The organism is Variovorax sp. UC74_104, assembly GCF_044055375.1.
Lineage (GTDB): Bacteria > Pseudomonadota > Gammaproteobacteria > Burkholderiales > Burkholderiaceae_C > Variovorax.
On sequence record NZ_CP171978.1, the window covers coordinates 707,252 to 734,245 of the forward strand.

Annotated in this window: 23 protein-coding genes and 1 pseudogene; 9 read left to right on the plus strand and 15 right to left on the minus strand. The window is 68.0% G+C overall.

Going from position 1 to position 26,994, the window contains the following annotated elements:
- The first annotated feature begins 106 nt into the window (after positions 1-106).
- Positions 107-757: an acyloxyacyl hydrolase gene (locus ACHMXA_RS03475; RefSeq protein ID WP_395318486.1), complete on the plus strand. Its 651-nt coding sequence runs from the start codon at positions 107-109 to the stop codon at positions 755-757.
- Here the strand turns inward: ACHMXA_RS03475 and ACHMXA_RS03480 are convergent.
- Genes ACHMXA_RS03480 through ACHMXA_RS03490 form a run of 3 tightly spaced genes read right to left on the minus strand, consistent with a single transcriptional unit; the run spans position 705 to position 3,781 of the window.
- Positions 705-1,670, minus strand: a complete 966-nt coding sequence (locus tag ACHMXA_RS03480; RefSeq protein WP_395318488.1) for a lysylphosphatidylglycerol synthase domain-containing protein — start codon at positions 1,668-1,670, stop codon at positions 705-707. The two genes, ACHMXA_RS03475 and ACHMXA_RS03480, sit on opposite strands and share 53 nt — an antisense overlap.
- 19 nt (positions 1,671-1,689) lie before the next feature.
- Positions 1,690-2,973, minus strand: coding sequence for a cardiolipin synthase ClsB (gene clsB / locus ACHMXA_RS03485; protein ID WP_176665400.1), 1,284 nt, complete (start codon positions 2,971-2,973; stop codon positions 1,690-1,692).
- A 10-nt stretch (positions 2,974-2,983) separates the two neighbouring features.
- Positions 2,984-3,781: an endonuclease/exonuclease/phosphatase family protein gene (locus ACHMXA_RS03490; RefSeq protein ID WP_176665401.1), complete on the minus strand. Its 798-nt coding sequence runs from the start codon at positions 3,779-3,781 to the stop codon at positions 2,984-2,986.
- A gap of 223 nt (positions 3,782-4,004) precedes the next feature.
- Between ACHMXA_RS03490 and ACHMXA_RS03495 the strand changes: the two genes are divergently transcribed.
- On the plus strand, positions 4,005-4,436 hold the full coding sequence (locus ACHMXA_RS03495; protein ID WP_395318491.1) for a serine/threonine protein kinase: 432 nt from the start codon (positions 4,005-4,007) through the stop codon (positions 4,434-4,436).
- Positions 4,437-4,522: 86 nt separating this feature from the next.
- Here the strand turns inward: ACHMXA_RS03495 and ACHMXA_RS03500 are convergent, their stop codons facing one another.
- The 8 genes and pseudogenes from ACHMXA_RS03500 to ACHMXA_RS03535 all read right to left on the minus strand — a co-directional run bounded on the left by ACHMXA_RS03500 (position 4,523) and on the right by ACHMXA_RS03535 (position 13,027).
- Positions 4,523-5,089 carry a Spy/CpxP family protein refolding chaperone gene (locus ACHMXA_RS03500; RefSeq protein ID WP_176665403.1) on the minus strand — a complete coding sequence of 189 codons (567 nt, stop codon included), beginning with the start codon at positions 5,087-5,089 and terminating at the stop codon, positions 4,523-4,525.
- 171 nt (positions 5,090-5,260) lie between these two features.
- Positions 5,261-6,334 (minus strand): flavodoxin family protein, encoded by a 1,074-nt coding sequence (locus tag ACHMXA_RS03505; protein ID WP_395318493.1) that lies wholly within the window; start codon positions 6,332-6,334, stop codon positions 5,261-5,263.
- 99 nt (positions 6,335-6,433) lie between these two features.
- Positions 6,434-7,330 (minus strand): pirin family protein, encoded by an 897-nt coding sequence (locus ACHMXA_RS03510; protein WP_176665405.1) that lies wholly within the window; start codon positions 7,328-7,330, stop codon positions 6,434-6,436.
- A 75-nt stretch (positions 7,331-7,405) separates the two neighbouring features.
- Positions 7,406-8,179, minus strand: coding sequence for a GNAT family N-acetyltransferase (locus tag ACHMXA_RS03515; RefSeq protein ID WP_395318496.1), 774 nt, complete (start codon positions 8,177-8,179; stop codon positions 7,406-7,408).
- The gene (locus tag ACHMXA_RS03520) at positions 8,176-9,444 is read right to left on the minus strand and encodes a biosynthetic peptidoglycan transglycosylase (protein WP_395318498.1); all 1,269 of its coding nucleotides are present in this window, start codon (positions 9,442-9,444) and stop codon (positions 8,176-8,178) included. Before ACHMXA_RS03520 ends, ACHMXA_RS03515 begins: the two co-directional genes overlap by 4 nt.
- A 12-nt stretch (positions 9,445-9,456) precedes the next feature.
- Positions 9,457-10,030, minus strand: a pseudogene (locus ACHMXA_RS03525) (hypothetical protein).
- Entirely contained in the window at positions 10,011-10,940 is a 930-nt protein-coding gene (gene xrtQ / locus ACHMXA_RS03530; protein ID WP_395318500.1) for an exosortase Q, read from the minus strand. The pseudogene ACHMXA_RS03525 and the gene xrtQ overlap by 20 nt, the downstream one beginning before the upstream one ends.
- 26 nt (positions 10,941-10,966) lie before the next feature.
- On the minus strand, positions 10,967-13,027 hold the full coding sequence (locus ACHMXA_RS03535) for a VIT domain-containing protein (protein WP_395318502.1): 2,061 nt from the start codon (positions 13,025-13,027) through the stop codon (positions 10,967-10,969).
- Positions 13,028-13,230: 203 nt separating this feature from the next.
- Here ACHMXA_RS03535 and creD point away from each other — a divergent pair, with 203 nt between their 5' ends.
- The 5 genes from creD to ACHMXA_RS03560 all read left to right on the plus strand — a co-directional run bounded on the left by creD (position 13,231) and on the right by ACHMXA_RS03560 (position 20,053).
- Positions 13,231-14,709 (plus strand): cell envelope integrity protein CreD, encoded by a 1,479-nt coding sequence (creD, locus tag ACHMXA_RS03540; protein ID WP_395318504.1) that lies wholly within the window; start codon positions 13,231-13,233, stop codon positions 14,707-14,709.
- A complete protein-coding gene (locus ACHMXA_RS03545; protein WP_395318506.1) occupies positions 14,706-15,998 on the plus strand; it encodes a glycoside hydrolase family 3 N-terminal domain-containing protein in 1,293 nt (430 codons plus the stop codon). The genes creD and ACHMXA_RS03545 overlap by 4 nt, the downstream gene beginning before the upstream one ends.
- 17 nt (positions 15,999-16,015) lie before the next feature.
- Positions 16,016-18,421 (plus strand): penicillin-binding protein 1A, encoded by a 2,406-nt coding sequence (locus ACHMXA_RS03550; RefSeq protein WP_395318508.1) that lies wholly within the window; start codon positions 16,016-16,018, stop codon positions 18,419-18,421.
- Between the two features lie 98 nt (positions 18,422-18,519).
- Positions 18,520-19,125 (plus strand): hypothetical protein, encoded by a 606-nt coding sequence (locus tag ACHMXA_RS03555; RefSeq protein ID WP_176665414.1) that lies wholly within the window; start codon positions 18,520-18,522, stop codon positions 19,123-19,125.
- 10 nt (positions 19,126-19,135) lie between these two features.
- On the plus strand, positions 19,136-20,053 hold the full coding sequence (locus tag ACHMXA_RS03560; protein ID WP_395318510.1) for an acyl-CoA desaturase: 918 nt from the start codon (positions 19,136-19,138) through the stop codon (positions 20,051-20,053).
- Here the strand turns inward: ACHMXA_RS03560 and creC are convergent.
- Both creC and creB read right to left on the minus strand, forming a co-directional pair.
- Complete coding sequence (gene creC, locus ACHMXA_RS03565) at positions 20,039-21,478, minus strand: two-component system sensor histidine kinase CreC (protein ID WP_176665416.1); 1,440 nt, start codon at positions 21,476-21,478, stop codon at positions 20,039-20,041. The genes ACHMXA_RS03560 and creC overlap by 15 nt on opposite strands.
- Positions 21,479-21,601: 123 nt before the next feature.
- Positions 21,602-22,393, minus strand: coding sequence for a two-component system response regulator CreB (gene creB / locus ACHMXA_RS03570; RefSeq protein WP_176665417.1), 792 nt, complete (start codon positions 22,391-22,393; stop codon positions 21,602-21,604).
- A 570-nt stretch (positions 22,394-22,963) separates the two neighbouring features.
- Between creB and ACHMXA_RS03575 the strand changes: the two genes are divergently transcribed.
- The gene (locus tag ACHMXA_RS03575) at positions 22,964-23,905 is read left to right on the plus strand and encodes a YcjF family protein (RefSeq protein WP_395318513.1); all 942 of its coding nucleotides are present in this window, start codon (positions 22,964-22,966) and stop codon (positions 23,903-23,905) included.
- A 109-nt stretch (positions 23,906-24,014) separates the two neighbouring features.
- Here the strand turns inward: ACHMXA_RS03575 and cueR are convergent, their stop codons facing one another.
- Positions 24,015-24,416 (minus strand): Cu(I)-responsive transcriptional regulator, encoded by a 402-nt coding sequence (cueR, locus tag ACHMXA_RS03580; RefSeq protein ID WP_395318515.1) that lies wholly within the window; start codon positions 24,414-24,416, stop codon positions 24,015-24,017.
- A complete protein-coding gene (locus ACHMXA_RS03585; RefSeq protein WP_176665420.1) occupies positions 24,413-24,607 on the minus strand; it encodes a heavy-metal-associated domain-containing protein in 195 nt (64 codons plus the stop codon). Before ACHMXA_RS03585 ends, cueR begins: the two co-directional genes overlap by 4 nt.
- Positions 24,608-24,739: 132 nt before the next feature.
- On the opposite strand from ACHMXA_RS03585, the gene ACHMXA_RS03590 reads away from it, so the two are divergent.
- Positions 24,740-26,977: a heavy metal translocating P-type ATPase gene (locus ACHMXA_RS03590; protein ID WP_395318518.1), complete on the plus strand. Its 2,238-nt coding sequence runs from the start codon at positions 24,740-24,742 to the stop codon at positions 26,975-26,977.
- Positions 26,978-26,994: the final 17 nt, after the last annotated feature.

The following is a 26,994-nucleotide window of genomic DNA, read 5'->3' on the forward strand; positions in this document are numbered from 1 at the left end:
AAGTCCTACTTTCCGATGTGGAAATTACGTGCCGGGCGAATGCCGGATGCGGCGGAAATTGAAGATGAGCTTCTCGTTTCCGCTTAGTGCATTCATGCCCCGCATCATGAGATTCCACACCTGCGCGTCCCTTGCCGGAGCAGCCCTTTTCGCCGGCCTTCTCGGCCTGTCGGGCACCACGGCCCACGCGTTCGAAGACAGCGCGCGCGGCTTCTATGCCGAAGGCGGCCGCGCCCCGCACGGCGACATGGGCAGCACCAATTCGGCCACCGTGGGCATGACCATTCCCTGGTCGTTCCGCCAGCCGGTGCACGAGGGTGCGCTCACCACCTACTGGGACGTCTTTCTGAGCAACTGGCATGCACCGGCGCTGGGCGACGGCCCGCACGACTACGCGCAGATCGGCGCGATCTACACCTGGCGCTACCGCTTCGACCACGGCGGTTCGCCCTGGTTTGCCGAAGGCGGTGTGGGCGGCAGCGTGATGGACCACGTCTACCGCACGCCCGATCGCAGCTTCAGCACCGCCTTCCAGTTCACCGAGGTGATCGGCATCGGGCGCAGCTTCGGCGAGCACGGAGAACACGAGCTCTCGCTGCGGCTGCAGCACTTCTCCAACGGCGGCATCAAGAAGCCGAACCCGGGGCGAGAACTTCGTCCGGCTGCGCTACACGTATCACTTCTGAGCACTTCCGGGCCGGGCGCTACCGCCCGCGGCGCAGCGGCATGCGCAGCCGCCGGGCCCGCGCCTCCGTGACCAGATAGCCCAGCGTGGCCACGGCCAGCGGCAGCAGGTAGTAGAGGCCGCGATAGGCCAGCAGCGCGCCGAGCAGCTGCGCCTGAGGCACCTGGTGCGAGAGCAGCGTCACGAACACCGCCTCGAGCACGCCGAGCCCCGCCGGCACGTGCGTGATGACGCCGGCCACCGCCGCCACCAGCAGCACCGCGAGCACTTGCACGTACGCCACCGGCCCCTGCAGCAGGAACCAGATCACGCCGCCGATCAGCGACCAGTTGGCGCACGACATCGCCAGCTGCAGCAGCGCCATCGCGAGCCCCGGCATCCTGAATTCATGGCCGCGCACGCGCCATGCGCGCCCCCGCGAGGTGGCGCACAGCACCAGATAGGCCAGGGCCGCCGTCAGCAGCACCGCGCCGAGGATGCGCAGGCCTTCGCTGTCGATCTTCCATTCGGGCGGCAGCGCCATCGGCCAGAAGCAGAAGGCCGCGCCGGCCACCACCAGGTAGCCCAGCCAGTTGGTCAGCATGCTGAAGCCGAGCACGCGCGTGATGGTGTGGTTCGCGAGGCCCAGGCGCGAATAGAGCCGGTAGCGGAACGCCACGCCGCCCACCAGCGAGCCGAGGTTGAGGTTGAAGGCGTAGCTGATGAAGGTCACGCCCATCACGGTGCCCGTGCCGAGGCGGTGCCGCGTGAGGTGCCGCCCGAGCAGGTCGTAGGTGCTGTAGAGCGCGAAGCTGCCCGCAGCCAGCGCGGCCGCCGCGAGCAGGGCCGTGGCCGGCAGCGCGCGGATCGCGTCGAACACGTCCTCCCAGTCGATGGCGCGCGCCTGCCGCACCAGCAGCCACGCGATCAGCGCGAAGAAGCCCCACACCGCCGCACGGCGGGCCCAGGGCCACCAGTTGTGGCGCGAGAGGGCCAGGGTGCTCATCGCGATGCTGCCTCCGCGCTCAGGCGGCTTCCGTCTGCGTGGCGCCGCCGGCCGGGTCGCTGCGCCCCGTGTCGCGTCGGCTCGCGAGGTCGGTGGCCTCCGCCGGCGTCAGGCGCGGCACGTGCCGCGGCAGGCGGCCCAGCAGGGCCGGATACCAGCGCATGATGTGGAAGACGAAGAAGCTGCGCACCAGCCGCCAGCCGCTCCATTCGCTGGCGAGATCGGCGGCCAGCACCTGCTTGCAGCTCTGCCGCATCAGCCCGTCCATGCGCTTCCACAGGACCTCGTTGAAGGCCGCGTCGCGCACGACCACGTTGGCCTCCAGGTTGAGCGAAAGGCTCAGCGGATCGAGATTGCTCGAGCCCACGGTGCTCCACCTGTCGTCCATGAGCGCGACCTTGCCGTGCAGCGGGCGGTCGCAGTACTCGTAGATGCGCACGCCCGCGTGCAGCAGGTGGTGGTACAGCATGCTCGCGGCGGTCTTCACGATCGGCATGTCGGGCTCGCCCTGGAGGATGAGCCGCACGTCCACGCCGCGCCGCGCGGCACGCCGCAGCTCCTTGATGAGCCGGTAGCCCGGAAAGAAATACGCGTTCGCGATCACGATGCGCTCGCGCGCGGCGCGTATGGCCGCGCGGTACTGCCGCTCGATGTCGTTGGTGTGGCGCCGGTTGTCGCGCGTGACGAACATGGCGTCGGCCGTGCCGGCATGCTGCATGTGCGCGATGCCCGGCACCTGGCGCAGCCGCCGGCGGAACCAGCCCGCGCCCTTGCCGCCCAGCGCGATGGCGCGCAGCACGAACTGATGGATCTCGCCCACGATCGGGCCCTCGAGCTCGACCGCGTAGTCCTGCTTGGCCATGGGGCCGTAGTCGAGCAGGTGGTCGGCCGAGTAGTTGATGCCGCCGACGAAGGCCCGCTCGCCGTCGACCACCACGATCTTGCGGTGCATGCGGCGGAACACGTTGAGCCGCTGGCCCATGAAGCGACGACCGGGGTCGAACACGCGCACCTTCACGCCCGCCGAGGTCAGCCCTTCGATGAACTCGCGCGAGAGGTCCGGCGAGCCGAAGCCGTCGACCATCAGGTCGACCTTCACGCCGCGCAGCGCCGCCTCGCGCATCGCGGCATGCAGCTGCAGGCCCACCTTGTCCTCGAACAGGATGAAGGTCTCGACAATCGCCTCGCGCCGCGCCTGCCGGATCGCCTCGAACACGCGCGGAAAGAACTCCTCGCCGTTCTCCAGCAGCTCGACGCGGTTGCCAGGGATCCAGTGGCCGTTTCCGTTATTGCTTTCGTTCATGGCGCGGCGCTCACAGGTCGATGTCCGCCACCAGCGGTGCGTGGTCCGACAGGTGCGACCACGGTCGGCGCGGCAGCACCACCGGTGCATGCGCGCCGGCATTGCGCACGTAGATACGGTCCAGCGACAGCACCGGGAAGCGTGCCGGAAAGGTCCGCGCCGCGCGGCCGGTGGCGTGCACGAACACCTCGCGCAGCGACGCGCCCTTTTCCAGGATCTCGTGCGCGCGGCCGCGCCAGTCGTTGAAGTCGCCCGCAACGATCAGCGGCGCCTCGGAGGGCACCTCGTCGCGCACGATGTGGCACAGCAACTCCAGCTGCTGCTGCCGGTGCGCCTCGGCCAGGCCGAGGTGGGTGCAGATCACGTGCACGTCGACCACGCGGCCCGGCAGCCGCAGCACGCAGTGCAGCAGGCCGCGCTTCTCGGGGCCGCTCACCGACACGTCGTGGTTGCGGAAATGCACGATCGGGAACTTCGAGAGCACCGCGTTGCCGTGGTGGCCCTTGGGGTACACCGCGTTGCGGCCATAGGCGAACTGCGGCCACATGGTGTCGGCCAGGAATTCGTAGTGCGGCGCCTCGGGCCAGTTGTTCACCCGGCGCGAATGGCGCGAGTGCGTGCCCAGCACCTCCTGCAGGAACACCACGTCGGCGCCCACGGTACGCACCGCGTCGCGCAGCTCCGGCAGGATGAACTTGCGGTTGAGCGCGGTGAAGCCCTTGTGGGTGTTCACCGTCATGACCTTGAGCGAGGTCGGCGTGACCGGCGCTGCCGGCTCGGCTTCGGGAATGATGGGCGAAGAGGACATCGTCACTCAGGTTGTACGTGGCCGCGCCCGTCCTGACTGTAGGAACGCGCCAACTTCTTTTCCCCGCCATCCCGCCGCCGCCTTCGTGCGCGGACGGCCGGTTCCTACAGGCACGCCTGCCGCACCCCCACACGGACGGAAATCCGGGGCTCCTACGGTGAATTCACGGTTCGAAAAAGGCAGCCCGCCTTTTTTCGAGGAACAAGCCACAAGGAGCACACCCATGAAACACCAAGCCGCTTTCCACGCCACCGTACTTGCCGCGCTGCTGGGCGCGGCAGGCGTCGCGATGGCGCAGACCACGTCCATTCCGGCCCAGCCCGATCCCTCGGTGGGCGGCGAAGCCAGCACCATGACGCCGGCCGGCGTCGCCAACCCGCCGCAGCGCCCCGACAACTCGATGCCGATGTCGCGCGAGTCGGTGAAGGCCGAAGCCCGCGCGCACAACCGCAACAACGCCAACAACCCGGTGCCCAAGGGCGAGGTGACGACCACGGTCAACCACCAGCCCAACGCCATGCCGCAGCCGACCGGCGAGATGTCCCGTGCGGAAGTCAGCCAGACCGGCCGCAAGGTGACGCCGCGCTTCGGCGAGAAGGGCGAACGCCCGGACGTGGTGACGAACCCGACCGACAAGACCGGCACGCCGAAGTAAGCACGAGGCCTGATCGCCAATGAAAAAGCCCGCAGCGCTTTCGCGTTGCGGGCTTTCCTGCGGCTGCCGCCGAGGGCGGCGATCGATCAGCTCTTGGCAGGGGCCGCGGGCGCGCCGTGGTTGGCGCCGTCATGGCCGCGATGGCCGCGATGGCCGAAGTGCGCGGTCTCGGCGTCGAAGGTCTTCTGCTGCTCGGGCGTCAGCGCGGCGTAGAAGGTCTTCGTGGCTTCGGCGCGCTTGGCAAACCTCGCGCTGCGTTCGGCCTGGCGGGCCTGCATGCGCTCCAGGCGCTCCGGCGTGGTCAGCTTGGCGAACTCGGCGCGGTCCATGTGCGGGCGCGGGCCGGCCGGCGGCTGCGTCGCGCTGGTGTAGGTGCTCCATGCGCCTTCCTGCGCCGAGGTGAGCTTGAGCTTTTCCTTCAGGGCCGCGAGGCGCTTGGCGCGGTGTTCCTTCATGCGCTCCATGCGCTGGGCCGGGTCCATGCGCTTGTGCTGCGCCTTGGGCGCAGCGGCGTTGTCGGCCTGGGCCACCGCGGCGGTGGGTGCGGCTGCGGACGGAGCGGCTGCCGGCGCTTGAGCGAAGGCGCCCGAGGAGGCGAGGGCGGCCGAACCGAGCAGGCTCGCCCAGACGATGCGTTGGCGGAGAGAAATCATGAGAACTGCTTCCTTTCGAAGAAGCCCGCCGCCGATGGGCAGCAGGTGAGACGAAGTGTGGAAGCCCTCTGTATCGCATCCGTTAGCCCGGCGTGAGCTTGCGTAAAGAATGATGAACAGGCCCTGCGCGTGCGGCCCGCGGCGTGATTTATTGCCCTTGCGGGCGCTGCATCACTTGGGCCGCGGCCGCTTCAGTCCCCGATCGGGCGGCTGCAGCCTGCCCGCGCGCACCTCGGCAACCGCCTTGGCCACCGCGCGGGCCACCTGGCGAACTTCCTCCTGCACGTCGGCGTCGGCATCGAGCGCGTCATGGCTGGTGGCGTAGGGTTCGTAGTAGCCGATGTAGCGGTCCAGCCGCGACTGCGTGCCGGCCTCGATCAGGCCCATCCAGTCGAGCCAGTCGCAGAGGTTGCGGCGCACGCTCTCGATGCCGGCCACGTCGCCGTGCACCACCACGCCATAGGCGCGGCCGTCGAGGTGCCTGGGATAGCCCCAGCCTTCCAGCTCCAGCGCCTTGGCCTCGTCGGGCTTCTTGCCGTGCGTGCTGGTGGGGTCGGGGTTGCCGCCGTCGGCACAGACCAGGCGGTCGATCATGAGCTTCAGCGGGCTCGTTGCCTGGTACCAGTGCGTGGGCGTGAGCAGGATCACGCCGTGCGCGGACACCCAGCGCTCGTAGATCTCGTTCATCCAGTCGCCGGTCTGGCGCAGCGAATGGTTCGGATAGCAGCTGCAGGGCCAGTGGCACAGCGGCATGGCGGTGGAGACGCAGCCCTTGCAGGGGTGGATCTGCCGGCCGTACTCGGAGGTGAGCAGGCTCAGGTCGAGCAGGTCGGTCTCGATGCCGCTGCCGTCGAGCACCTCGCGGGCGATCTGCGCCAGCCGCCATGTCTTGGAGACTTCGCCGGGGCAGGTGCCGTCGTTGCGCGGCGAGCCGTTCACCAGCAGCACGCGCGAAGGCGTCTGCGGCAGGCCCCAGGCCGCCTGCGCCGCATCGATGCGCGCCTTGGCCTCCAGCCAGTCGACCGAAAGTTCGTACTCTGGGTCGGCGTATCCGGGCCCGGCCTTGCGGGTGACGGGTGCCTTGCGGCCTTCCTCGTAGGCCTGCCAGGCGATGAGCTCGATGCGCCGCAGCGAATCGGCCTCGGCACGGAAGGCCGGGTCCTGGAAGGGCTGCATGAAGCGTTCGTGGAACTCGGCGCGCTGCAGCGTCTCGGGCGCCTGTCCTTTCCGGATCGTGGGAGGCATTGGCGCAATCTAGATCCGAAGCGCGGCAGCCGGTGCATGTACGCGATGCCGAATTCCGGTAGGCGGGCGACTACATCGCTCGCCCCCGCGGGTGGGCGTTCAGCCCAGCTTTCCGTTCTGGAAGTCGTGCACCGCCTGCCTGACCTGCTCGGAGGTGTTCATCACGAAGGGGCCGTACTGCGCGATCGGTTCGTTGAGCGGCTTGCCGGCGATGAGCAGGGCGCGCGCCGGGCTGTGGTTGGTCGCGCCGGCGCGCAGCACCACGCCGTCGCTGCCCGGGTCGTTAGCGAGGATGGCCATGCGCCGCGTGGGGATCTCGCTGCCCGCGATCCACAGCGATTCGCGGAACACGTAGATCAGCGCGTTGTGGTCGTGCGGCAGCGGCTGCGCGAACTCGGCGCCCGGCGGCAGTTCGATGTCGAGGTAGAGCGGCTCGGTGTGCTCGCGCCGCACGGCGCCCTCGATGCCGTGGCTCGCGCCCGCGATCACGCGCACGCGCGCGCCGCCGGTGGTGGTGAATTCAGGGATCTCCGCGCTCTGGATGTCGCGATACCAGGGCTCGCGCATCTTGTCTTTTGCCGGCAGGTTGAGCCAGAGCTGGAAGCCTTCCATCAGGCCTTCTTCCTGCTCGGGCAGCTCGCTGTGCACGAGGCCGCGGCCGGCGGTCATCCACTGCACGCCGCCGTTCTCGAGCAGCCCTTCGTGGCCGGCGCTGTCGCGGTGGCGCATGCGGCCCGAGATCATGTACGTGACGGTCTCGAAGCCGCGGTGCGGATGGCTGGGAAAGCCGCCGATGTAGTCGCCCGGGTTGTCGCTGCCGAAGGCATCGAGCATGAGGTACGGGTCGAGCCGCTTCTGCAGCGGCTGCTGCAGCACGCGGGTGAGCTTCACGCCGTCGCCATCGCTGGTGGAGACACCGGCCACGATGTGGTCGATGCCGCGCGGCGTGGCGACGGGATCGGTGGGGTGGTTGGCGTGGTGATTGGCGTTCGTCATGCGTCCATGGTGGCACTAACGCGCCCACCGCGCCACCCGCACCCTGTCAGCCGACAGCTCGTGCGGCCTGCGGCTTCAGGGCCACTGCTGGCGCTGCCAGTAGCTGTATTTCCACTGCGTCTCGAAGCCCGCGCGGCGATACAGCGACAGCGCCGCGTGGTTGCCGGCATCGACCTGCAGGAACACCCGCTCGAAGCCGCGTTCCACCGCGGCCTGCGCGAGCCCCGCCAGCACGCGGGCGGCCAGCCCCCGGCCGCGCTGGGCCTGGTCGGTGCGCATGCCGTGCACGCTGGCCCAGCCGTGGCCGAAGGCCATGGCGCCGGCAGCCAGCGTACGGCCGTTCTCGCGCACGCTGGCGTAGAGCGTGCCCTTGGCGCGCGAGAGCATCCGCACGCGATGGGCGCCATCGACCGGATCGAAGCCCTCCCCGAGGAACAGCGCCGACCAGGCGGCGTCGGGTGCGCGATCGACGTCGGCCAGCGCGCCGCCCGGCGCGACCACCTCCTGCATGCGCCGCACCGAAGCCAGCTGCACGCAGGTCGGGCTGTCGGCGACGTAGTGCCGCCGCTCTAGCTCGGTGCGCAGCCCGTCGAAGCAGGGCGCATCGGCCAGGCGCAGCGCGGGCTTGGCCTGCCGGCTGTCGTAGCGGTCCTCGATGCGATCGAGCGTGGCGTGGTCGACCGGGCCCCGGTGCAGCGGCACGGCCGACTTGGCGCGCTTGACGGTGCCTCCGGCGAAGGGCAGCAGCCAGCCGTCGAGCTCCTCTGTCAGGTCGGGCGACACCGCGGCGATGGTGGCGCGCTCGATGGCTTCGATATCGGTAACGCCCAGCACGGCTGTGTTCGTCATTGCGTTGCGGCCTCCGGTGCCGTGAATTTCGCCGCGGCCACGCTCTTGAGCAGCGCCTCGCGCTGGTTGCGGCTGATGCCGCGGATGCCCTCGGCGATCCATTTGATGCGGTCGGCGTCGATCTGGCCGTCGCGCCGCCATTGCTCGAGCACGGCCTGCGGCTTGTGCAGCATGGCGGCGAGCCACACGGCCTGTGCCGGCTCGAGCGTGCGCGCGCTGCGCTTGAAGTAGCGCTTTGCCGCGGCCTCGGCGCCGCAGAGGTTGCCGCCCCATGGTGCGTTGTCGAGGTACAGCTGCAGGATGCGGGCCTTGCCCAGCGTCTGTTCCATCTCGACCGCGTAGAGCAACTCGCGCAGCTTGCGCTCGGCCGTGCGGTCGCTGCCCGTCACCAGCAGCTTGGCGAGCTGCTGCGTGAGCGTGCTGCCGCCGCGCCGCGTCTGGCCGGGCTTCTGGTTGTTGTCGATGGAAGCGAGGATCTCGGTCAGGTCGTAGCCGCCGTGGGTGAAGAAACGCTGGTCTTCGGCGGCGATGACGGCGCGCGCCAGCCAGCTGTCGTTGGCCAGCTTCGCCGACGGGCCGCAGCTGGTGCGCGCGCCCAGCATGGCCTCGGTGCCCAGCCCTTCCACGGTGAACTGGCTGATGGTGGGCTGCACCGCGAAGGTGGCCTCCGGCAGCACGAGCTGGCCACGCAGCGCCAGGGTGCCGCCGATGCGGGCGCGCTGGAGTTCGGGCAGCGCGGGCACCAGCACTGCGTACCAGCGCTCGATGGGCGCGTCCTGCACGCTGGCGTTGAGGTGGATGTTCTTCGGCATCAGCCTGCCGTCCCACTGTCCCTGCAGCCGGGTGGCGTCGGTGCTCCGCGGCGTGGCCTCGAAGGTACCGTTGAGCGTGTTGCCGTCGCGCTTCACGGTGGCGACCAGGCGCTCCACGCGGATCGGCTGGGTGCCGAGCGCCGGCACCTCCGCGCTGCAGGGCGCGCACTGCATTTCCAGCAGCTCGCCGGCCGGCTTCCAGGCGAAGCGCACGGTGCCGAAGCGCGTGTCGAGCGAGCGCCCGTCCAGGTGAGGCGCGAACCACGCGGAGGTGGCGACGCGCACCGCGGTCGGCACGCCGATCTCGAAACTCAGGGGCCCCGCCTTGACCGTGGTGCTCCATTCGCCGGAGGCCGGCGCGAGCGCCAGCCTGACTATCAGGAACATAGCCACGCAGGCCGTAATGACCAGGGCCAGCAGGCCGAAAAGCACGAATCGCAGGGTCTTCTTCACAGGCAGGTTTTCTCAGATCGGTCTCGCTACGGTGACAGCTTGCCACGGCCCATGCGATTGGCCGCTGGCGGCTGCCCAGTACCAGCTTGAAGTGTCTGTGAAAGCCGTGCCCTGGGCATCGACGATGCGCTCGCAGACGCGGATTTTTTGCGCTCCGTGCCGTTGAGCAACAAAACAGCGCCACATGCGCTCCTGCGCGTCGCGTTCCAGGCGCGCCTGCTCGATGCGGTAGCCCAGCGCGCGGTAGCAGTCCGCGGCGGGGTGCAGCATGCGCGTGGGCTGGCTGACCTCGCGCATCACCAGCGTCTGCGTGCCATCGGTCATGCGACCGATGGCACCGGGGGAAGCGATCGGCAAAACGCTGCTCCACGTCGCTCAAGGCCAGCGGGCGCAGCGCGGCGCCGTCCCACTGGCTCGGCCATTCGTGCGAGGCCACTGCGGCCGGCATCGCTTCGGCCGGCTCGCGCAGGGCCGCGCCGGCCGACCACAGCATGCACAGCACCATCGCCAGCGCGAAAGCCGTCTTGTGCCCGATGCGATTGATGAAATGGTTCGCAAACCAGCGTTCAAAGAACGGTGTCGACATGGCGGGCTCCCTGGGTGGTGATCAGGCCCGGAATGGGCAGTTCGGCGGCTTCGGGCGCGGGGCGGGCCGGCACCATCAGCCGCGCGATGACGCCGCACACCGCGGCCAGCAGCACCAGGCCCAGCGCGTTGTGCGCCCACGGCGCGAGCGGATGGCCCGCGCCCTCGAAGGCGATCAGCACGCTGTTGCGCACGATGTTCCCGGCAAGCACGAGGAGGCCGACCATCGGCAGCCGCTGCATGAAGGCCCTGCCGCTGCGCGAAGCCCACAACGCGACCGCGCAGGCCGTGAAATAGCCCAGCCACACCATCTGCACGCCCGAGCAGGGCGCATCGACGATCACCAGGCGTCCGTCGACGACCAGGCTCGCGCCTTCGCGCGCCACCTCGAAGCCCGGCGACAGCAGCCAGCGGCTGACCTCGGCCGTCACGACGCGCAGCGGGTAACCCGCATAGAACTGCAGCGACGAGAGCAGCGGCAGCGCGAGCACCGCGAGGCCAGCCACCGGCAGCGCCGCCACCTTGCGCGGCAGGAAGGCCAGCAGCCCGCAGGCCAGCGACAACACCGCCACCAGCCCGGCCGCGAGCGGCGGCAGCGCGGGCACGAAGCCGAGCCCCGTGCGCATCAGCGTCGCGAGCACCGTGCCCACGCCGGCCAGCGCGAGCCAGCCCAGCCGCGGCGATGCGCGCAACTCGCGCCGGCGGCTCCAGGCCAGCGCCGCGAGCGCGACCAGTGCCAGCAGGCCCAGCGGATCGTCGGAGCCGTCGCGCATGCGCTGGGCCATCCACACCCAGGTGGGCATCAGCGCGAGGAACTGCAGGCCGATCCAGCCGGCGACCGGCGTGCGATCGATGTGGATGCCCCAGTCCACGATGCGCGGATGGCGGTGGGCAAGCATTGCCAAGGACATTCTTTTCTTTCTTTTTTCCGGATGGGTCAGGCGGTGAAGCGGCGAGCGTCGTTGCGGCGCGCGCGGCGGCGCAGCATGGCGAGCATCGACAGCACGACGGCGATGGCGCCCAGCGATTCGGGCTCGGGCGTGCTCGGCACCTCGGCGCCGAGCGCGAGCTCGCTCACGCCTTGCGGCAGGGGCAGCGGCTGGCTCACGCCCACGCTGTCCTGCGGCGTCATGTTGCGCACCACCTTGTCGACGGCGATGAAGCTCGTGTATTGCGTGAGCAGGCTGTACTTCAGGCCGAGCTCGGTGATGCGCTCCTTGAACGCCGTGCCGCCTTCCAGCGTCTCCTGGTCGCTCAGGCTCTGGATGCGGTGGCGTGCCCACAGCGTGCGCAGCGCGGCCGTGTCCTGGCGGGTGTTGCCGTCGATGCGCACTTCCTGGCGGTAGGGGCCGTTCGCGCCCTGGCCTTCGATGATCACGCGGCCCTTGGCTTCGCCGCGCCACTTGCCGAACACGATCACCGGGCGCTCGCCGAGCACGTCGGGCAGCGCCTGCGGTTCCACGTCGTACACGTCGAGCCCGCCGAAGGTGGCCTTCACGTTCGTGAGCACCGGCGACTCGACCATGCGGCGGAAGCGCGCAGCCTGCTCGGGGGCCTGGATGGGATCGGTGATGATGAAGGGCTCGCCCATGCCGGCGCATGCGATGCCTTCCATCAGGCTGCGGTTGACCGAGGAGCCGATGCCGAAGGCGAACACGTTGGCCTTCGACAGGTTGTTGCGCACCAGCTCGAAGGCCTCGCGCTCCACCGTCACGTAGCCGTCGGTCACGACCACCACGGTGCGCGACACGTTCGCTTCCTTCGGTTCGGCATATACGCGCTTGAGCGCCGGAATGAGTTCGGTGCTTCCGCTGCCGCTGTAGTTCTTGATGGTGGCCAGCGCCTGCTCGATGTTGGCGCGCGTGGCCGGCACCGACTTGGGCGAGAGCATCTTGTTGCTGCCCGAGAACAGCAGCACGTTGAAGGTGTCGCTCGGGCGCAGCCCGCCGATCAGGCGCTCCAGCACCGTCTTCGCGGTGTCGAGCGGAAAGCCGTGCATCGAGCCCGAGATGTCGACCACGAAGATGTAGTCGCGCGGCGAGATCGCGCTGGCGGCCACGGCCTTGGGCGGCTCGACCATGGCGAGGAAGAAATTCTCTGCATTGTTTCCCTGGCCCTTGTAGAGCATCAGGCCCGATTCGATCTTCTCGCCCGCGAGGCGGTAGTCGAGCACGAAGTCGCGGTTGTCGGCGGGGCGGCCGTCGGCGGCGAGCACGACGTCGGCGTGCTGGTCCTCGTCGCTCTTCTTCACGTCGATGGCGTGCGTGGCCGAACGGATCTCCTTGATGCCCATCGGCGTGTCGATGGTGGCCTTGAGCTTGAAGCTCGTTCCGGCGGCAGTGCCGGCGGCCAGCGTGGGCTGCGCGACCCACTTGGCCTGCGCGTTCCCCGATTGCGGGGAGTTGTAGCGCGGGCCGACCACGGTCGGAAACACGAACTGGTAGTTGCCCGACTGCGGCACCAGCAGCTCGGTGTAGCGCAGCTCCACCTTCACGTCGTCGCCCGGCAGGATGTTGGCGACATTCATCTGGAACACGTTGGGCAGGTGCTGCTCGAGCAGCGCGGCGGTCTTGCCTTCCTTCTTGGCGGTGTCGTATTCGATCTGCGCCTGCTGCTTCTCGCGGATCTGCGCGGTGATGAGCCGGTCGGCCAGGCGAACGTTGAGGCCGCTCACCGCGGCCTTGGTCGAGCCCGGGAAAACGTATTTCGCCTCGATGGCGCGCTGGCCTTCGTTGCGGTAGGTCTGCGTGACCGTCACGTCGGCGATCACGCCCGAGATCTTCACCGACACCTCGGTGCCCTTGAGCGGCAGGCGGTCGACCGAGGGGTCGTCGCTCTTCACGAAGAAATAGGGGCTCTCGGTCTTCAGGCGCGGGCCGGCGGGCGCTTCCTGCGCGTGCGCCGGGCGCACGCCCATGGCGATGAAGCCCGCGGTCGCCAGGCTCACGGTGGCGAGCCAGAGCCAGCGGCCGGGACGTGTGGTGGTTTGGGCATCCATGGCGGGGTCCTTGTCCGTGCGAACTTGCACGGCCGCAACTTTCTCCACCGCGCGAGAAGCCAGTTGGAAGGCGTCTTGAAGTCGACGGCCGCCCGCATCCGCTGTGTGAAGTCTGTGTGAAGCGAGGCGGCCCGGGCCCTTCACACGGCCTTCGGTTCGCGCGGCGAGCATCGCGGCCATCGCTACAGACGAGGAGAGAAAAGATGTTTCAGCTGCTGAAGGCGCTCCAGAGCTCCATGCTGGCGAAAGTCGCCGGCCTGTTTTTCCTGCTGCTGCTCCTGTGCATTCCGCTGGGGGAGATCGATTCGATCAACCGCGCCCGCGGCGAGAGCCAGCGCGAGGCCGCCGATGAACTCGCCGCCACCTACGCGGGCCGCCAGACCATGGTGGGACCGCTGCTGCTGGTGCCCTACGTGGAACGCTGGATGGAGCCGCTGCGTAACGCACAGGGCAAGGTGATCGGCCAGGAGCCGCGCAGCAAGGAGATGGCCCACGTGGTGTTCCCCGACAAGCTGCACATCGAGGGCTCGATGGCGCCGCAGGAACGCTATCGCGGCATCTTCAAGATTCCGTTCTACACGCTCGACGCCACGCTCAGCGGCGGCTTCGCGGCCTTCGACCCCAAGGCCGTGCCGCACAGCGAGCCCGACTCGAAGATCGAGTTCAAGTCGCCGCTCATCGCCTTCAACGTGAGCGACCTGCGCGGCCTCGATGGTTCACCGAGCATGACGATGGGCGGCGAGGCCCTGCGCTTCAGGCAGCGCGTGCCAGGCCTGGACGACGATGCCTGGTTCGCGAACGGCATCCACGCACCGGTCACCGGCGCCGCGCTCACGGCCTGGCAGGCCGGCACGCCGATCCCCTTCGAGATGAAGCTGGGCCTGGTCGGGCAGGACACGCTCGCCATCGCTCCCATCGCCGAGGAGACGACCGCACACCTGCGTTCGCCCTGGGCGCATCCCAGCTTCGGCGGCCGCTTCCTCGCGGCCGAGCGCAGCGTGACGCCTCAGGGCTTCGATGCGCACTGGCGTGTGTCCTCGCTCGTGACCTCGGCGCGCGAGCAGGTGCGTGCGGGCCTTTCAGGCCAGGGCGGCTCGGCGGACGTGGCCGGCAGCGCCCACCCGGCGGCGGCCGTTCCGACACGCCGCAACATGGGCCCGCTGCAGACCTTCGACGTATCGCTCGCGCAGCCGATCAACGTCTATTCGATGAGCACGCGCGCGGGCAAGTACGGCGTGCTCTTCATCGGCCTCGTGCTGATGGCGGCCTTCATGTTCGAGCTGTTCCGCAAGCTGCGCCTGCATCCGATCCAGTACGGCCTGGTCGGCCTGTCGATCGCGCTTTTCTTCCTGCTGCTGCTGGCGCTGTCGGAGAAGTTCACGTTCTGGATGGCCTATGCGGGCGCCGCCTCGGCGAGCGTCATGCTGCTGGCCGTGTACTTCAGCGCGGTGCTCGGCGGCTGGCGGCGAGGCCTCTCGTTCGGTGCCTTCGTGGCGCTGCTGTATGGCGCGCTCTACGGCCTGCTGGCTTCGGAAAGCAACGCGCTGCTGCTGGGTGCGCTGCTGATCTTCGGCATGCTGTCGGTGCTGATGCTCGTGACGCGCAAGGTCGACTGGTACGCGCTCTCGCGCCGCAGCGAAGCCGCTCCCGTGGCGGCGCCCGAGGCGCAGACGGCCGCATGAAGCCCCTGCGGGTCATCGCAGGTGCTTCGGGCTGGCTGGCCCTGGCCGTGCTGTGGTTCTGGGCCTGGCACCTGAAGGACCCGCACCTGCGCTTCATGCGCGCATGGGAACTGCCGCTGCTCCTGGCACTGACGGCGGCGGCCATCGCGATCGCGTGGCGGCTCTCACGCGGCAGGGTGCGCCCGCTGGCCCTCGGGCTGGCGTTCGCGGCATTGCTGACCGCCCTGTGCAACGAGGCGGCTTCGCACCGGCACCGCGCCGAGGTGAATGCGTCCGGCGGCTCGCTTGCCCGGGCGCTGGGTGCGCACTTCATCGTCGGCTACGACGATGCGAGAAATCTGCGCGACTTGGCCGGCAAGGGGCTGATCGGCGGCATCTTCGTAACCGGTCGCAATGTCAGGGGCCGGACGGCCGACGAGCTGCGCAGCGAGATCGCCGATCTGCAGGCGGTGCGCCGCGCGGCCGGGCTGCCGCCGCTGATCGTCGCGACCGATCAGGAAGGCGGCGCCGTCTCGCGGCTGTCGCCGCTGGTCGAACACCAGCCCTCGCTCGCCTCGCTGCTGGATGCAGACCTGCCCGACGAGGAACTCGCGCAACGTGCCCGTGCCTACGGAGCCCGCCAGGGCAGGGCACTTGCCGGCCTGGGCATCACGCTCAATTTCAGTCCGGTGGTCGACCTGCGCACAGGCCGCGCGCCGGGGCGCTGGGACCTGCACACCCGCATCGACGAACGCGCCATCTCGGCAGACCCGGCGGTCACTGCGCAGGTGGCGCTCGCTTACGAGCTGGGCCTCGAATCGGCTGGGGTGCGCGGCACGCTCAAGCACTTTCCCGGGCTGGCCGGCGTGATCGAGGACACCCACCATTTCGCCGCCGAACTGCGCACGCCGGTCGCCCGGCTCTCGGCCCACGACTGGAAGCCGTTTCAAGACGTATCGAAACATTCGGATGCGGCGATCATGCTCGGCCATGTCATCCTTGCGGAACTCGACGCCGTCTATCCGGTCTCTTTCTCGCGCAAAATCGTGCAGCGGGTGATTCGAGGCGAATGGGGCTACCAGGGCCTGCTCGTCACCGACGATCTCACGATGGGCGCGGCCTACAACCGCGGTCTTTGCGACGCCACCGTCCACGCCCTGAACTCCGGCGTGGATCTCCTGCTGATCGCCTTCGACCACGACAAGTATTTCGATGCCATGCATTGCGCGCAGCGCGCTGCGCGGCAAGGCACGCTCGACTTCCGGATGCTGGAACGCGGCAACGCGCGGCGGCTCCAATCCTTTCGATAGCCAAACAGGCATTTCCCATGTTCAAACGCTCAAATTCCAAGGCTTCCGGCGACGACGGCGCGGCGCCACCCGGCTCCCGCTTCAACTGGAAGCGCGTTGCCGGCTGGGGCGCCATCGGTGTCGGCTCCGGCGCGCTGGTGGTGCTGGTCGCGGCCATCGTCGCCGTGGTCACCATTTACCCGAAGCTGCCCGACGTCTCGGAGCTTTCCGACTACCGCCCCAAGCTGCCGCTGCGTGTGTATTCCACCGAAGGCCAGCTGATCGGCGAGTTCGGCGAAGAGCGCCGCAACCTCACGCCCTTCGCCAACATCCCGAAGGTGATGAAGGACGCGGTGCTGGCCGTGGAGGACGCCCGGTTCTACGACCACGGCGGCGTCGACTACAAGGGCTTCCTGCGAGCGGCCGTGGCGAGCCTGAAGGGCGGACGCAAGCAGGGCGCCTCGACCATCACGATGCAGGTGGCACGCAACGTGTACCTCACCTCCGAGCGGACCATGAGCCGCAAGACCTACGAGATCCTGCTGGCGATGCGGCTGGAACAGCAGCTCACGAAGGACCAGATCCTCGAGATCTACCTGAACCAGATCTACCTCGGCAACCGCGCCTACGGCTTCGCCGCCGCGGCCGAAACCTATTTCGGCAAGCCGCTGCAGAACATCACCATCGCCGAGGCCGCGATGCTCGCCGGCCTGCCGAAGGCGCCCGGCGCCAACAACCCGGTCGCCAACCCGCGACGCGCGCGTGCGCGCCAGCTGTACGTGATCGACCGCATGCAGGAGACCGGCTTCATCACCGCCGAGCAGGCGGCGGCCGCGAAGAAGGAAGAGCTGCACCTGCGCGATGCGGCCGACCCGAACCGGCTGCACGCCGAATACGTGGCCGAGACGGTGCGCCAGATGATGTACGCGCAGTACGGCGACAGCATCTACACCAGCGGCATGAAGGTCTACACCTCGATCGTGGCGGCCGACCAGGCTGCGGCGTACCGGTCGCTGCGCAAGGGCATCATGGACTACGAACGCCGCCAGCCCTACCGCGGGCCAGAGAAGTTCGTCGACCTGCCGACAGAGCAAAAGGAAATCGACGAAGCGGTGGACGACGCGCTGGCCGAGCATCCGGACAACGGCGACGTGATCGCGGCCGTGGTGCTCGACGTGAACGCGAAGGAAATCAGCGCGGTGCGCGCGAACGGCGAAACCATCCAGATCACCGGCGACGGCCTCAAGCCCGCTCAGTCGGGCCTTGCCGCGAAGGCGCCGCCCAACATCAAGATCCGCCGTGGCGCCGTCATCCGCGTGGCGAAGACGCCGAAGAACACCTGGGAGATCACCCAGCTGCCCGAGGTGGAGGGCGCCTTCATCGGCATGGACCCGCGCAGCGGTGCCATCAAGGCGCTGGTGGGCGGCTTCGACTACGGCAAGAACAAGTTCAACCACGTGACGCAGGCCTGGCGCCAGCCGGGTTCGAGCTTCAAGCCCTTCATCTACTCGGCCGCGCTCGAGAAGGGCTTCACGCCCGCCACCGTGGTGAACGATGCGCCGCTGTACTTCGACGCCAGCGCCAACGGCGGCCAGCCCTGGGAACCGAAGAACTTCGAGGGCACCTACGAAGGCCCGATGCCGCTGCGCACCGCGCTGATGAAGTCGAAGAACCTGGTCACGCTGCGCGTGCTGCAGTCCATTGGCGCGCCCTATGCGCAGGACTGGATCACGAAGTTCGGCTTCGACAAGGACAAGCATCCCGCCAACCTGCCGATGGGCCTGGGCGCCGGCTCGGTCACGCCGATGCAGATGGCGGTGGGCTACTCGGTGTTCGCCAACGGCGGCTATCGCGTCAATCCCTATCTGGTCACGCGCGTCACCGACCTGCGCGACAAGGTCATCATGGAAACCGAGCCGCCTGTGCTCGACGAGACGCGCCGCGCCATCCCGCAGCGCAACGCCTTCATCATGGATTCGCTGCTGCAGAGCGTGGTGCGAAACGGCACCGGCTTCAAGGCCTACCAGACGCTCAAGCGCGACGACCTCTACGGCAAGACCGGCACCACCAACGATTCCTTCGACACCTGGTTCGCCGGCTTCCAGCCGACCATGGTGGGCATCGCATGGGTCGGCTACGACACGCCGCGCCAGCTCGGCGTGCGCGGAGAGACCGGCGGCAGCCTGAGCCTGCCGATCTGGACCGGCTACATGCAGACCGCGCTGCAGGGCGTGCCGGTGACGCATCCGGCCCAGCCCGAAGGCGTGGTGAGCATCGACGGCGAGTGGTACTTCGACGACTTCACGCCGGGCCACAACGTGGCGAGCCTGGGCCTGGAGAACAGCGACACGCCGCCGCCGCCGGTGGAAGAGCTCACCGGCGCGCCCGTGGGTGCGCCGCCTCCGCCGGAAGAGCGCAACCGGATCCTCGATTTCTTCCGGTAGCCGGGCTCTCTTCACGGAGTTGAAAAGAGAAGGCGGGTCGCGGTGCCTACACTCGGTACCGCGACCCGCCTTTTCTTTTTTCTCCTCTGCCCGTATCCATGGAAATCCTCACCCTGGTGGCACTCTTCGCCGCCGGCTTCTACATCCTCAAGTCTAGGGAGCAGCGCATCCGCATCGCGCTGCTGGCCAGCCACCTCGGCCGCTACCAGATCGAGAAGCTGATGGAGAGCCTCACCTCCGGCTACATGCGCTGCCTGGGCGAAGACGATGCCGAACGCCGCCGGCAGATCTGGCTGCTGCTCGACACCACCGAGGAAAAACTCTCCAGCCAGGTCGACGGCTTCGCGGCCGAGTTCTCGCGCATGCCCGAGCCGATCACCCGCGTGAGCAAGCTGCCCGTGGCCATCCCGCTCTTCACTCAGCTATTTCCGGCCGCGAGCTTCGACATGCGCCAGGCATTGCTCATCCACGCGCGCGGCATTGCCGGTGTGATGCGCAACGAAGCGGGCCGCACGCCGAAGTCCAAGGCCTACATGATGTCGGCCGAGCTGTTCCTGCTGCAGCACACCTGCCACTGGTATTGCCGTTCGAAGACGGTGGCCTCGGCACGCATGATCGGGCAGCACCAGACGCAGTACCTGCAGGCCCTCGGAGCCGTGAGTCCGGAGACGCGCGAAGCCTATCGTGCGCTGATCGGGCGCTGAGCCTTGCGCGATGCTGCCCACGGGTCTCGACAATCATCGGGTTCACGCGGGGCAGGCCGATTTCGTCTGCCAGGGCGAAGTTCTGTACGCACCGGTCAAGTCGCTCTGGTTCTCCGGCATGGCCGCCGCCGCACTGGTTGGCGGTTTTTTCTTTTTCCGGTGGGATGCATTCGCGCTTTTCGTCGCAAGCACCGCGCTCGTGCTGTTGTTCGGCCACTCGCTGGGCAGCCATCGCCAGCTGATTCATCACAGCTTCCAATGCCCCCGATGGCTGCGCTGCGCCTTGATCTACTGCGGCGTGCTCGTCGGCCTGGCCGGTCCTCTGGGCATTCTTCGCCAGCACGAGTTGCGCGACTACGCACAACGCCTGCCGGTCTGCCATGACTACCTGCGTCACGGCCGCGGTTTCTGGACGGATGCATGGTGGCAGCTTCACTGCGAGCTTCATCTCGCGCATCCACCCGGCATCCGGATCGAACCGCTTGTTGCGAACGACCGCTTCCTGCAATGGCTGGAAAGAACCTGGATGCTGCAGCAGTTGCCCGTCGCCGTACTTTTTTATCTGTGGGGCGGGTGGGCTTTCGTTTTCTGGGGCGTGTGCGCACGCGTCACCGCGGGCGTGCTGGGTCACTGGTTGATCGGCTGGTTCGCGCACAACCAGGGCGAGATGAACTACGAAGTGCGAGGCGCTGCCGTGCAAGGGCGAAACATACCGTGGACCTCGCTGCTGACCATGGGCGAGAGCTGGCACAACAACCACCATGCCTTTCCCGGCTCCGCCAGGCTGGGGCTCGCGCCCGGGGAATGGGACCCGGGATGGTGGATGCTCCGGCTGCTCGAACGGTGCGGCCTGGTGTGGGATCTGCGCCTTCCCGAAACGCTTCCGCCGCGCCCGGAACTCGTCGAGACCCGCTCAGTGATGCGATGACAGCGGCAGCGTGAGCGTTGCCACCGCCCCGCCGCGCGATGCATTGCCAAGATCGATGCGGCCATGGTGCAGGGCCGCGATCTCCTTGACGAAAGCCAGCCCCAGGCCCGTGCTCTTCTTCTGGTTGTGCGGCCTGGCGAGCGAATAGAACTTCTGGAAGACCTTTTCCTGGGCGTATTCCGGAATGCCGGGGCCGTGGTCGCGCACGCTGATGCGAGCCAGCTTCGAAGTCGTTTCGAGCGTCAAAAGCACCTCGCTGTCCGGCGGCGAGAAATCGATGGCGTTGTCGAGCAGGTTGCTGATCGCCCGGCGCAGCAGGAAGGGGTCGCCCTCGGTGCGGGCTTCGTTGCGGATGTTCACGAGCAGCCTGATGCTGCGCTTGGAGGCGGCGGGCTGCGCGCTGGCGGAGATGTCTTCGATCAGCGCGGCGAGCGACACCGGTTCCGTACGGTCGAGCGCGCGCCGGGTTTCCAGCGCAGTGAGCTCCATCATGCGATCGACGATTTCCTGGATGCGCTGGGTTTCCCGCTCGATGTTCTTCAGGAAGCGTTCGCGCTCGGCGTGCGGCATCGATGGCTCCTGCAGCAGCTCGGCCGCGCCGCGGATGGCGGAGAGCGGGCTCTTCACCTCGTGCGTGAAGGTCTGCACGTAGTCGGCGACGTAGTTGCGCCCGGTGAGCGCGTCGCGCATTTCGCTGAAGCCTGTGCGCACGCCGTCTACGGCGCGCCGCGCCATGCGTGAAAGGCTCAGCGTGCGCTGGGCGCGCACCCAGGTCCAGTAGTCGCGGATCAGGCCGAAGGGCCGCACCAGCCAGACCGAGACGATCAGGGTGAGCAGCAGCAGCGCCAGCGCCGAACCCACGCCGACCCAGATGGTGCGCCCGCGCGCATCCTCCACGAACTGGCCGAAGCTCTGCACCGGCTTGCCCACGCTGACCATGCCGACGATCTCGTTGTTCCAGCGGATCGGCGCGCCCACGTACATGACCGAGGTGCGCGGGTCGCCATCGACGTCGCGCGAAGTGCGCGCGCCGTACAGGCCGGCGAGCGTGCGGCTCACGTCGCTCCATTTCGAATAGTCGGCGCCGAGGTGCCTGCCGAGTGAATCGAACATCACGCGGCCGTTGCGGTCGGTGACGTACACGCGCAGCTCGACGCGGCTCTTGTGCAGGTTGTAGATCTGCGCGGAGAACTCGCGCGCGTAGATCGTACGGAACAGCGGCTCCAGCCGCGCAGTGTTGATGGCGCCGGCGATCACGTCCTGCTCGACCAGGCTGGCCACCAGCTGCGAGGTCTCGACCAGCGATTCCTCGGCCGATTCGCGATAGCGCGGATCGATATCGGACACGACGCGGTACAGCAGGAAGGCGATGCCCGCCGTGTAGATCAGCAGGATGCCGATGAAGATGCGCGTGCGCCGTGTCAAAGCCTGGCTCCCCCCAGGCTTGTCCACTTCGTGTGGCCGCCAACCCCCTCGCCGGGGGCAATACCTGCGGCCCGGCAAAGCCGGTTCCGCGGTATTCCGCGACAAGGCGGGCCAGGGACGGCGTCATGCCTTTGATGGCAGTTCTTCGTTCAGTGCGTAGCCGGTGCCGCGCAGCGTGCGGATCGGTTCCACCTCCGGCGCGATCGCCTTGAGCTTGGCGCGCAGGGTCTTGATGTGCGCGTCGACCGTGCGGTCGAAGCTGTCGCTGGCGTCGTCCCAGACCAGTTCGAGCAGTTCGTCGCGCGTGAAGACGCGGCCGGGCCGTTGCACCAGGAGCTTCAGCAGGCCGTATTCGTAGCGCGAGAGTTCCAGCAGGCGTCCGTAATAGCGGATCTGCATGCGCTCGACATCCAGCGCGAAGGGCATTGGAGGCACCTGGGAGACCGCAGGAGGCGCCTGGCCCGGAATCTGATGGGGGGCCCCTTGGTTTCCGCCCGGGCCCGCCTGCGGAGCTCCTGAGCCGTTCCTGGCACTACGCCGCAGGATGGTCCGCACACGCGCGACGAGCTCCCGTGGAGAAAAGGGCTTGGCGATGTAGTCGTCGGCACCGAGCTCGAGGCCGACCACGCGGTCTATCTCGTCGCTGCGGGCCGTGAGGAACACCATGGGCACTTCCGGTCCGCCCATGGACTGGTTGAGCGCCTGCAGGCGCTTGAAGAGCTCGAAACCGTTGAGATCCGGCAGCCCGATGTCCAGGATGGCCAGCGCCGGCGGTTCCTGCGCGAACTGGGCGATGGCTTCCTCGGCCGTGGCGCACCAGACCGGGATGAATCCGTCGCTCTTCAGGACGTATTGCAGCGTGTCGGCGATGCCCGACTCGTCTTCGGCGATCAGGATCCGGGGTTTGAAGCTCATCCGCGAATGTTAGCGAGGGGGAGGAGGAAGCCGGGAGAACCGGTTCCGTCCGCAGCGCCCGGGACCGGCGCGGCCGTTCGCTGCTTTTTTTTTTTGGGGCGCGGCTTCTCTTGTTCCCTATCTCTTGTTTTTATTATTCAAATTAGTAGTAGTAGATAAGGGTCGCACCCCTCTGTGGACATGCCCCTTTTTTCGTTATGCGACAAGGACTTGTCATGCCGCTGTCACTGTGCGCAGCCGCGCTTCCGGTTTGTACCCGCGACATGGACAACATTGGGTAACCCTTCGGGCCTGTGGATAAACCATGCCTTGTTCAAAAAATGTCCCCAGACTTGTCCTTTGACGGCCCTTCGAAAATCTGCGAAAGCGGTTTTTGCCGGAGAAATTCATTGCCGAAAAAATGGGCAGGCTAAGGATTCTTCTTTCAAATCAAAGGCTTGTGCGACCCCTACACAGAAGTGCCGACGTTATCCACAGAGTTGCCCAAGGTTTGTGGGGAGAACGGGCGGAGGAACCTTCAGGCGCGGGCCGCGACCCCACCAGGTCGTTGAAATTGCGGAAATATCGAACATGTCACCTTTTGAAACAAAGTCGATCGTTACCCTCAGCCTGCTGGCCGCATTCGTCGACGGCGAGAAGCACGAGCGGGAGCGCGCGGAGATCAAGCGCATCGCGGAAGGGCTGTCGCAGGCCGACGGCCTGAACCTGCCGACGCTCTACCAGGACGTGCTGATGAAGCGCGTGTCGCTCGCCTCGGTGGCAGGGGAGCTGAAGAGTCCGGAGGCGAGGCAGCTTGCCTACGAGATGGCGGTGTGCGTCTGCGACGCGGACGGCACGCAGTCGGAGGCGGAACGCATGTTCCTGGCGGACGTGCGCACCTCGCTCGGGCTGGACGCCTCGGCGGCGGCGTTCTCGCAGAAGGCCGAGGAAATCGCCGCAGTGCCCGTGGCTGCCACCTCGGCGGCGGCATCGGTACCTGCGGCACCGAATAGCCCTGACACGGCGGAACTGGACAAGTCGATCCTCAACGCCGCCATCCTCAACGGCGCGCTCGAGCTGCTGCCCGAGACGCTGTCGACCATGGCCATCATTCCGCTGCAGATGAAGCTGGTCTACCGTATCGGCAAGTCGTACGGCTACGAGCTCGACAGCGGCCACGTCAAGGATTTCCTGGCCACGGTCGGCGTGGGCCTCACCTCGCAATACCTGGAACAGGCCGGGCGCAAGCTGCTGGGGGGCCTGCTCGGCAAGGTGGGCGGCGGCCTGCTGCGCGGGCTGGGCAACCAGGCCGTGAGCTCAGGCATGAGCTTCGCATCGACCTACGCACTGGGCCACGTCGCCAAGCGCTACTACGCCGGCGGCCGCACGCTCTCGACGCAGATGCTGAAGGACGCCTTCTCGGGCGTGGTGAAGGAAGGCCAGAGCCTGCAGACGCAGTACCTGCCCGCCATCCAGGAAAAGGCCCGCACGCTGGATGCAGGCAAGGTCTTGTCGTTGGTGCGCGGCGCTTGAAGGACTTGTTCCAGGAACACCGCGGAACCGGCTTCGCCGGGCCGCAGGTGTTGCCCCCGGCGAGGGGGTAGGCGAAGCGACACGAAGTGCGCGAAGCCTGGGGGAGTACTTAATTTGCCAGATCGTCGAGGATCGGGCAGTCCGGCCGCGAGTCGCCGTGGCAGCAGTGCACCAGGTGCGCCAGCGTGCTGCGCATCGACTGCATGTCCGCGATGCGCTGCTCCAGTTCGCCCAGGTGCTTCTGTGCGATGCGCTTCACGCTCGAGCTGGCGCGCCGCCGGTTGTTCCACAGCCCGACGAGCTCGGCGATCTCTTCCATCGAGAAGCCCAGGTCGCGCGAACGTTTGATGAAGCGCAGCGTGTGGATGTCGGCCTCGCCGTACTGGCGGTAGCCGCTCTCGGTGCGCGCCACTGCCGGCAGCAGGCCCAGTCCCTCGTAGTGGCGGACCATGCGGGCCGATACGCCGGAACGCTGCGCCGCTTCGCCGATGCTGACCGGGCCCGTCGTCATTGGACCGCGTACCCCGCGTTCTCGATGGCGGCCAGGATGTCCTTGCGCGGCTGTTCGCTCAGCACGTCGACATGACCCGTTTCCAGATCGACCGTGACCTGCGCTTCGGGATCCACCGTCTGCACCGCGTTCTGCACTGCGTTCACGCAGTGGCCGCAGCTCATGCCCGTGACCTGGAATTTCTGGCTCATCGTGTTGCTCCTTGAAAATGAGGAATAGCTGGAGGCTGCAGTTTGAACCCTCTCACGATGTCAATGTCCATGGCAGGGGTTCTGAAAACGTCCGCTTGACCTTGACATCGTGTGAGCCTTTAGCCTTCGCACATGGAAAAACTTCAGCAGAACCCTTCCGTCGCCACTTTCGACCTCTCGGTGGGCGGCATGACCTGCGCCTCGTGCGTCATGCGCGTGGAGCGTGCCTTGAAGAACGTACCGGGCGTGCAGGACGTGAGCGTGAACCTCGCGACCGAATCGGCCCGCGTGGTGACCGGTGGCAGCGAAGACATGGACGCCCGGCTGCGCCGTGCCGTGCGCGCAGCGGGCTACGAACCCCGTACGCCGGAAAGTGCCGCCGATGAAGCAGCGCTTTCGCCATGGGCCGGCTTCGGCCCGGTCGCGATCGGTCTCGCGCTGTCGATTCCGCTGATGGCGCCGATGCTGGGCGATCTCTTCGGGCTCGACTGGATGCTGCCGCCGTGGGTGCAACTGCTGCTCGCGGCGCCGGTGCAGTTCTGGCTGGGCGCGCGCTTCTATCGCGCCGGGTGGCATGCCGTGAAGGCGCGTGCCGGCAACATGGACCTGCTGGTGGCGCTGGGCACCAGCGCGGCCTTCGGCCTTTCGCTGTGGCTCTGGTGGCGCGCAGCCGCCGGCGAGCATGCGGGCCATGGCATGGTGCCGCACCTTTACTTCGAGGCCTCGGCGGTGGTGATCACGCTGGTGCTGTTGGGCAAGTGGCTCGAGGCGCGCGCCAAGCGCCAGGCCACTTCGGCGATCCGCGCCCTGCAGCAGCTGCGGCCCGAAGTGGCGCATCTGATCGGTGCCCGTGGCAAGGAGAGCGACGTACCGCTGTCCGAGGTGATGGTGGGCGACCGCCTCGCGGTGCGTCCCGGCGAGCGCGTGCCGGCCGACGCGAAGGTTGTCGAGGGGCAATCCGAAGTCGACGAATCGATGCTCACCGGCGAACCGCTGCCCGTGCCCAAGGGCCCGGGAGATGTGCTCACGGGCGGTGCGGTCAATGGCGACGGCCGCATGGTCGTGGAGGTGAGCGCGATCGGCGCCGAGAGCGTGCTCGCGCGCATCATCCGCCTGGTGGAGGACGCGCAGGCCGCGAAGGCGCCGATACAGCGGCTGGTGGACAAGGTCGCGGCCGTTTTCGTGCCGGCGGTGCTGCTGATCGCGCTGGCCACTTTCGCAGGCTGGATGGTGTCGGGTGCCGGCGTCGAGACGGCGCTGATCCATGCGGTGGCGGTGCTCGTCATCGCATGTCCGTGTGCGCTGGGTCTCGCGACGCCCGTGGCGGTGATGGCCGGTACAGGCGTGGCGGCGCGGCATGGCGTGCTCATCAAGGACGCGCGCGCGCTCGAAATCGCGCATCGCGTCGACACGGTGGCATTCGACAAGACCGGCACGCTGACCATCGGCCGCCCCATGCTGACTGCACTGGTTCCTGTAGCCGGCACTTCGGCCTCGCAAGACCAGCTGCTGGCCACCGCAGCCAGCCTGCAAGGCGGCAGCGAGCATCCGCTGGCCAAGGCGGTGTTGTCGGCCGCCGCGCAGCGCAACCTGCAGGTGCCTTCCCTCGGTGCGATGCAGGCGTCGCCGGGCCGCGGCGTGCGCGGAGAGGTCGAGGGCGTCCAATGGGCCATCGCCAGCCTGCGCTGGTGCCGGGAGCTCGACGCCATGCCCGACGACGCGGAAGTCGAGCGCCTGCAGTCACAGGGCGCGACGGTCTCTGCGCTGCTGCGTTTCGACGAATCCGGTGCCGCGCATGTGCAGGCCTTGCTCGCCTTTGCCGACGAACCCAAGCCCCAAGCTGCGGAAGCGATCCGCACTCTGCGTGCCAGGGGCCTGCGCGTGGTGATGATCTCGGGCGACAACCTGCGCGCGGCGCAGGCGATGGCGGCTCGGCTCGGCATCGCGGCGGAAGACGTTCGCGCCGACGTGCTGCCGGCCGACAAGGCCGCGCAGGTCAGCGCTCTCCGAAACAACGGGCATGTCGTCGCGATGGTCGGCGACGGTGCCAACGACGCACCAGCACTGGCCGCGGCCGACGTCGGCATCGCGATGGCGCCTTCGGGCGGCGGCACAGACGTGGCGATGGAAGCGGCAGGCATCACGCTGATGCGCGGAGACCTCGCGCTGGTCGCGCAGGCCTTCGAGCTTTCGGGCCGCACGGTGGCGAAGATCCGCCAGAACCTGTTCTGGGCCTTCGCCTACAACGTGGCCGGCATCCCGCTCGCGGCCCTCGGGCTGCTGAGCCCGGTGGTGGCCGGCGCGGCGATGGCGCTGTCGAGCGTGAGCGTGATGGCGAATGCGCTGCTGCTGCGGCGCTGGAAGCCCTGAGGCTTCTTCCGCGGAGG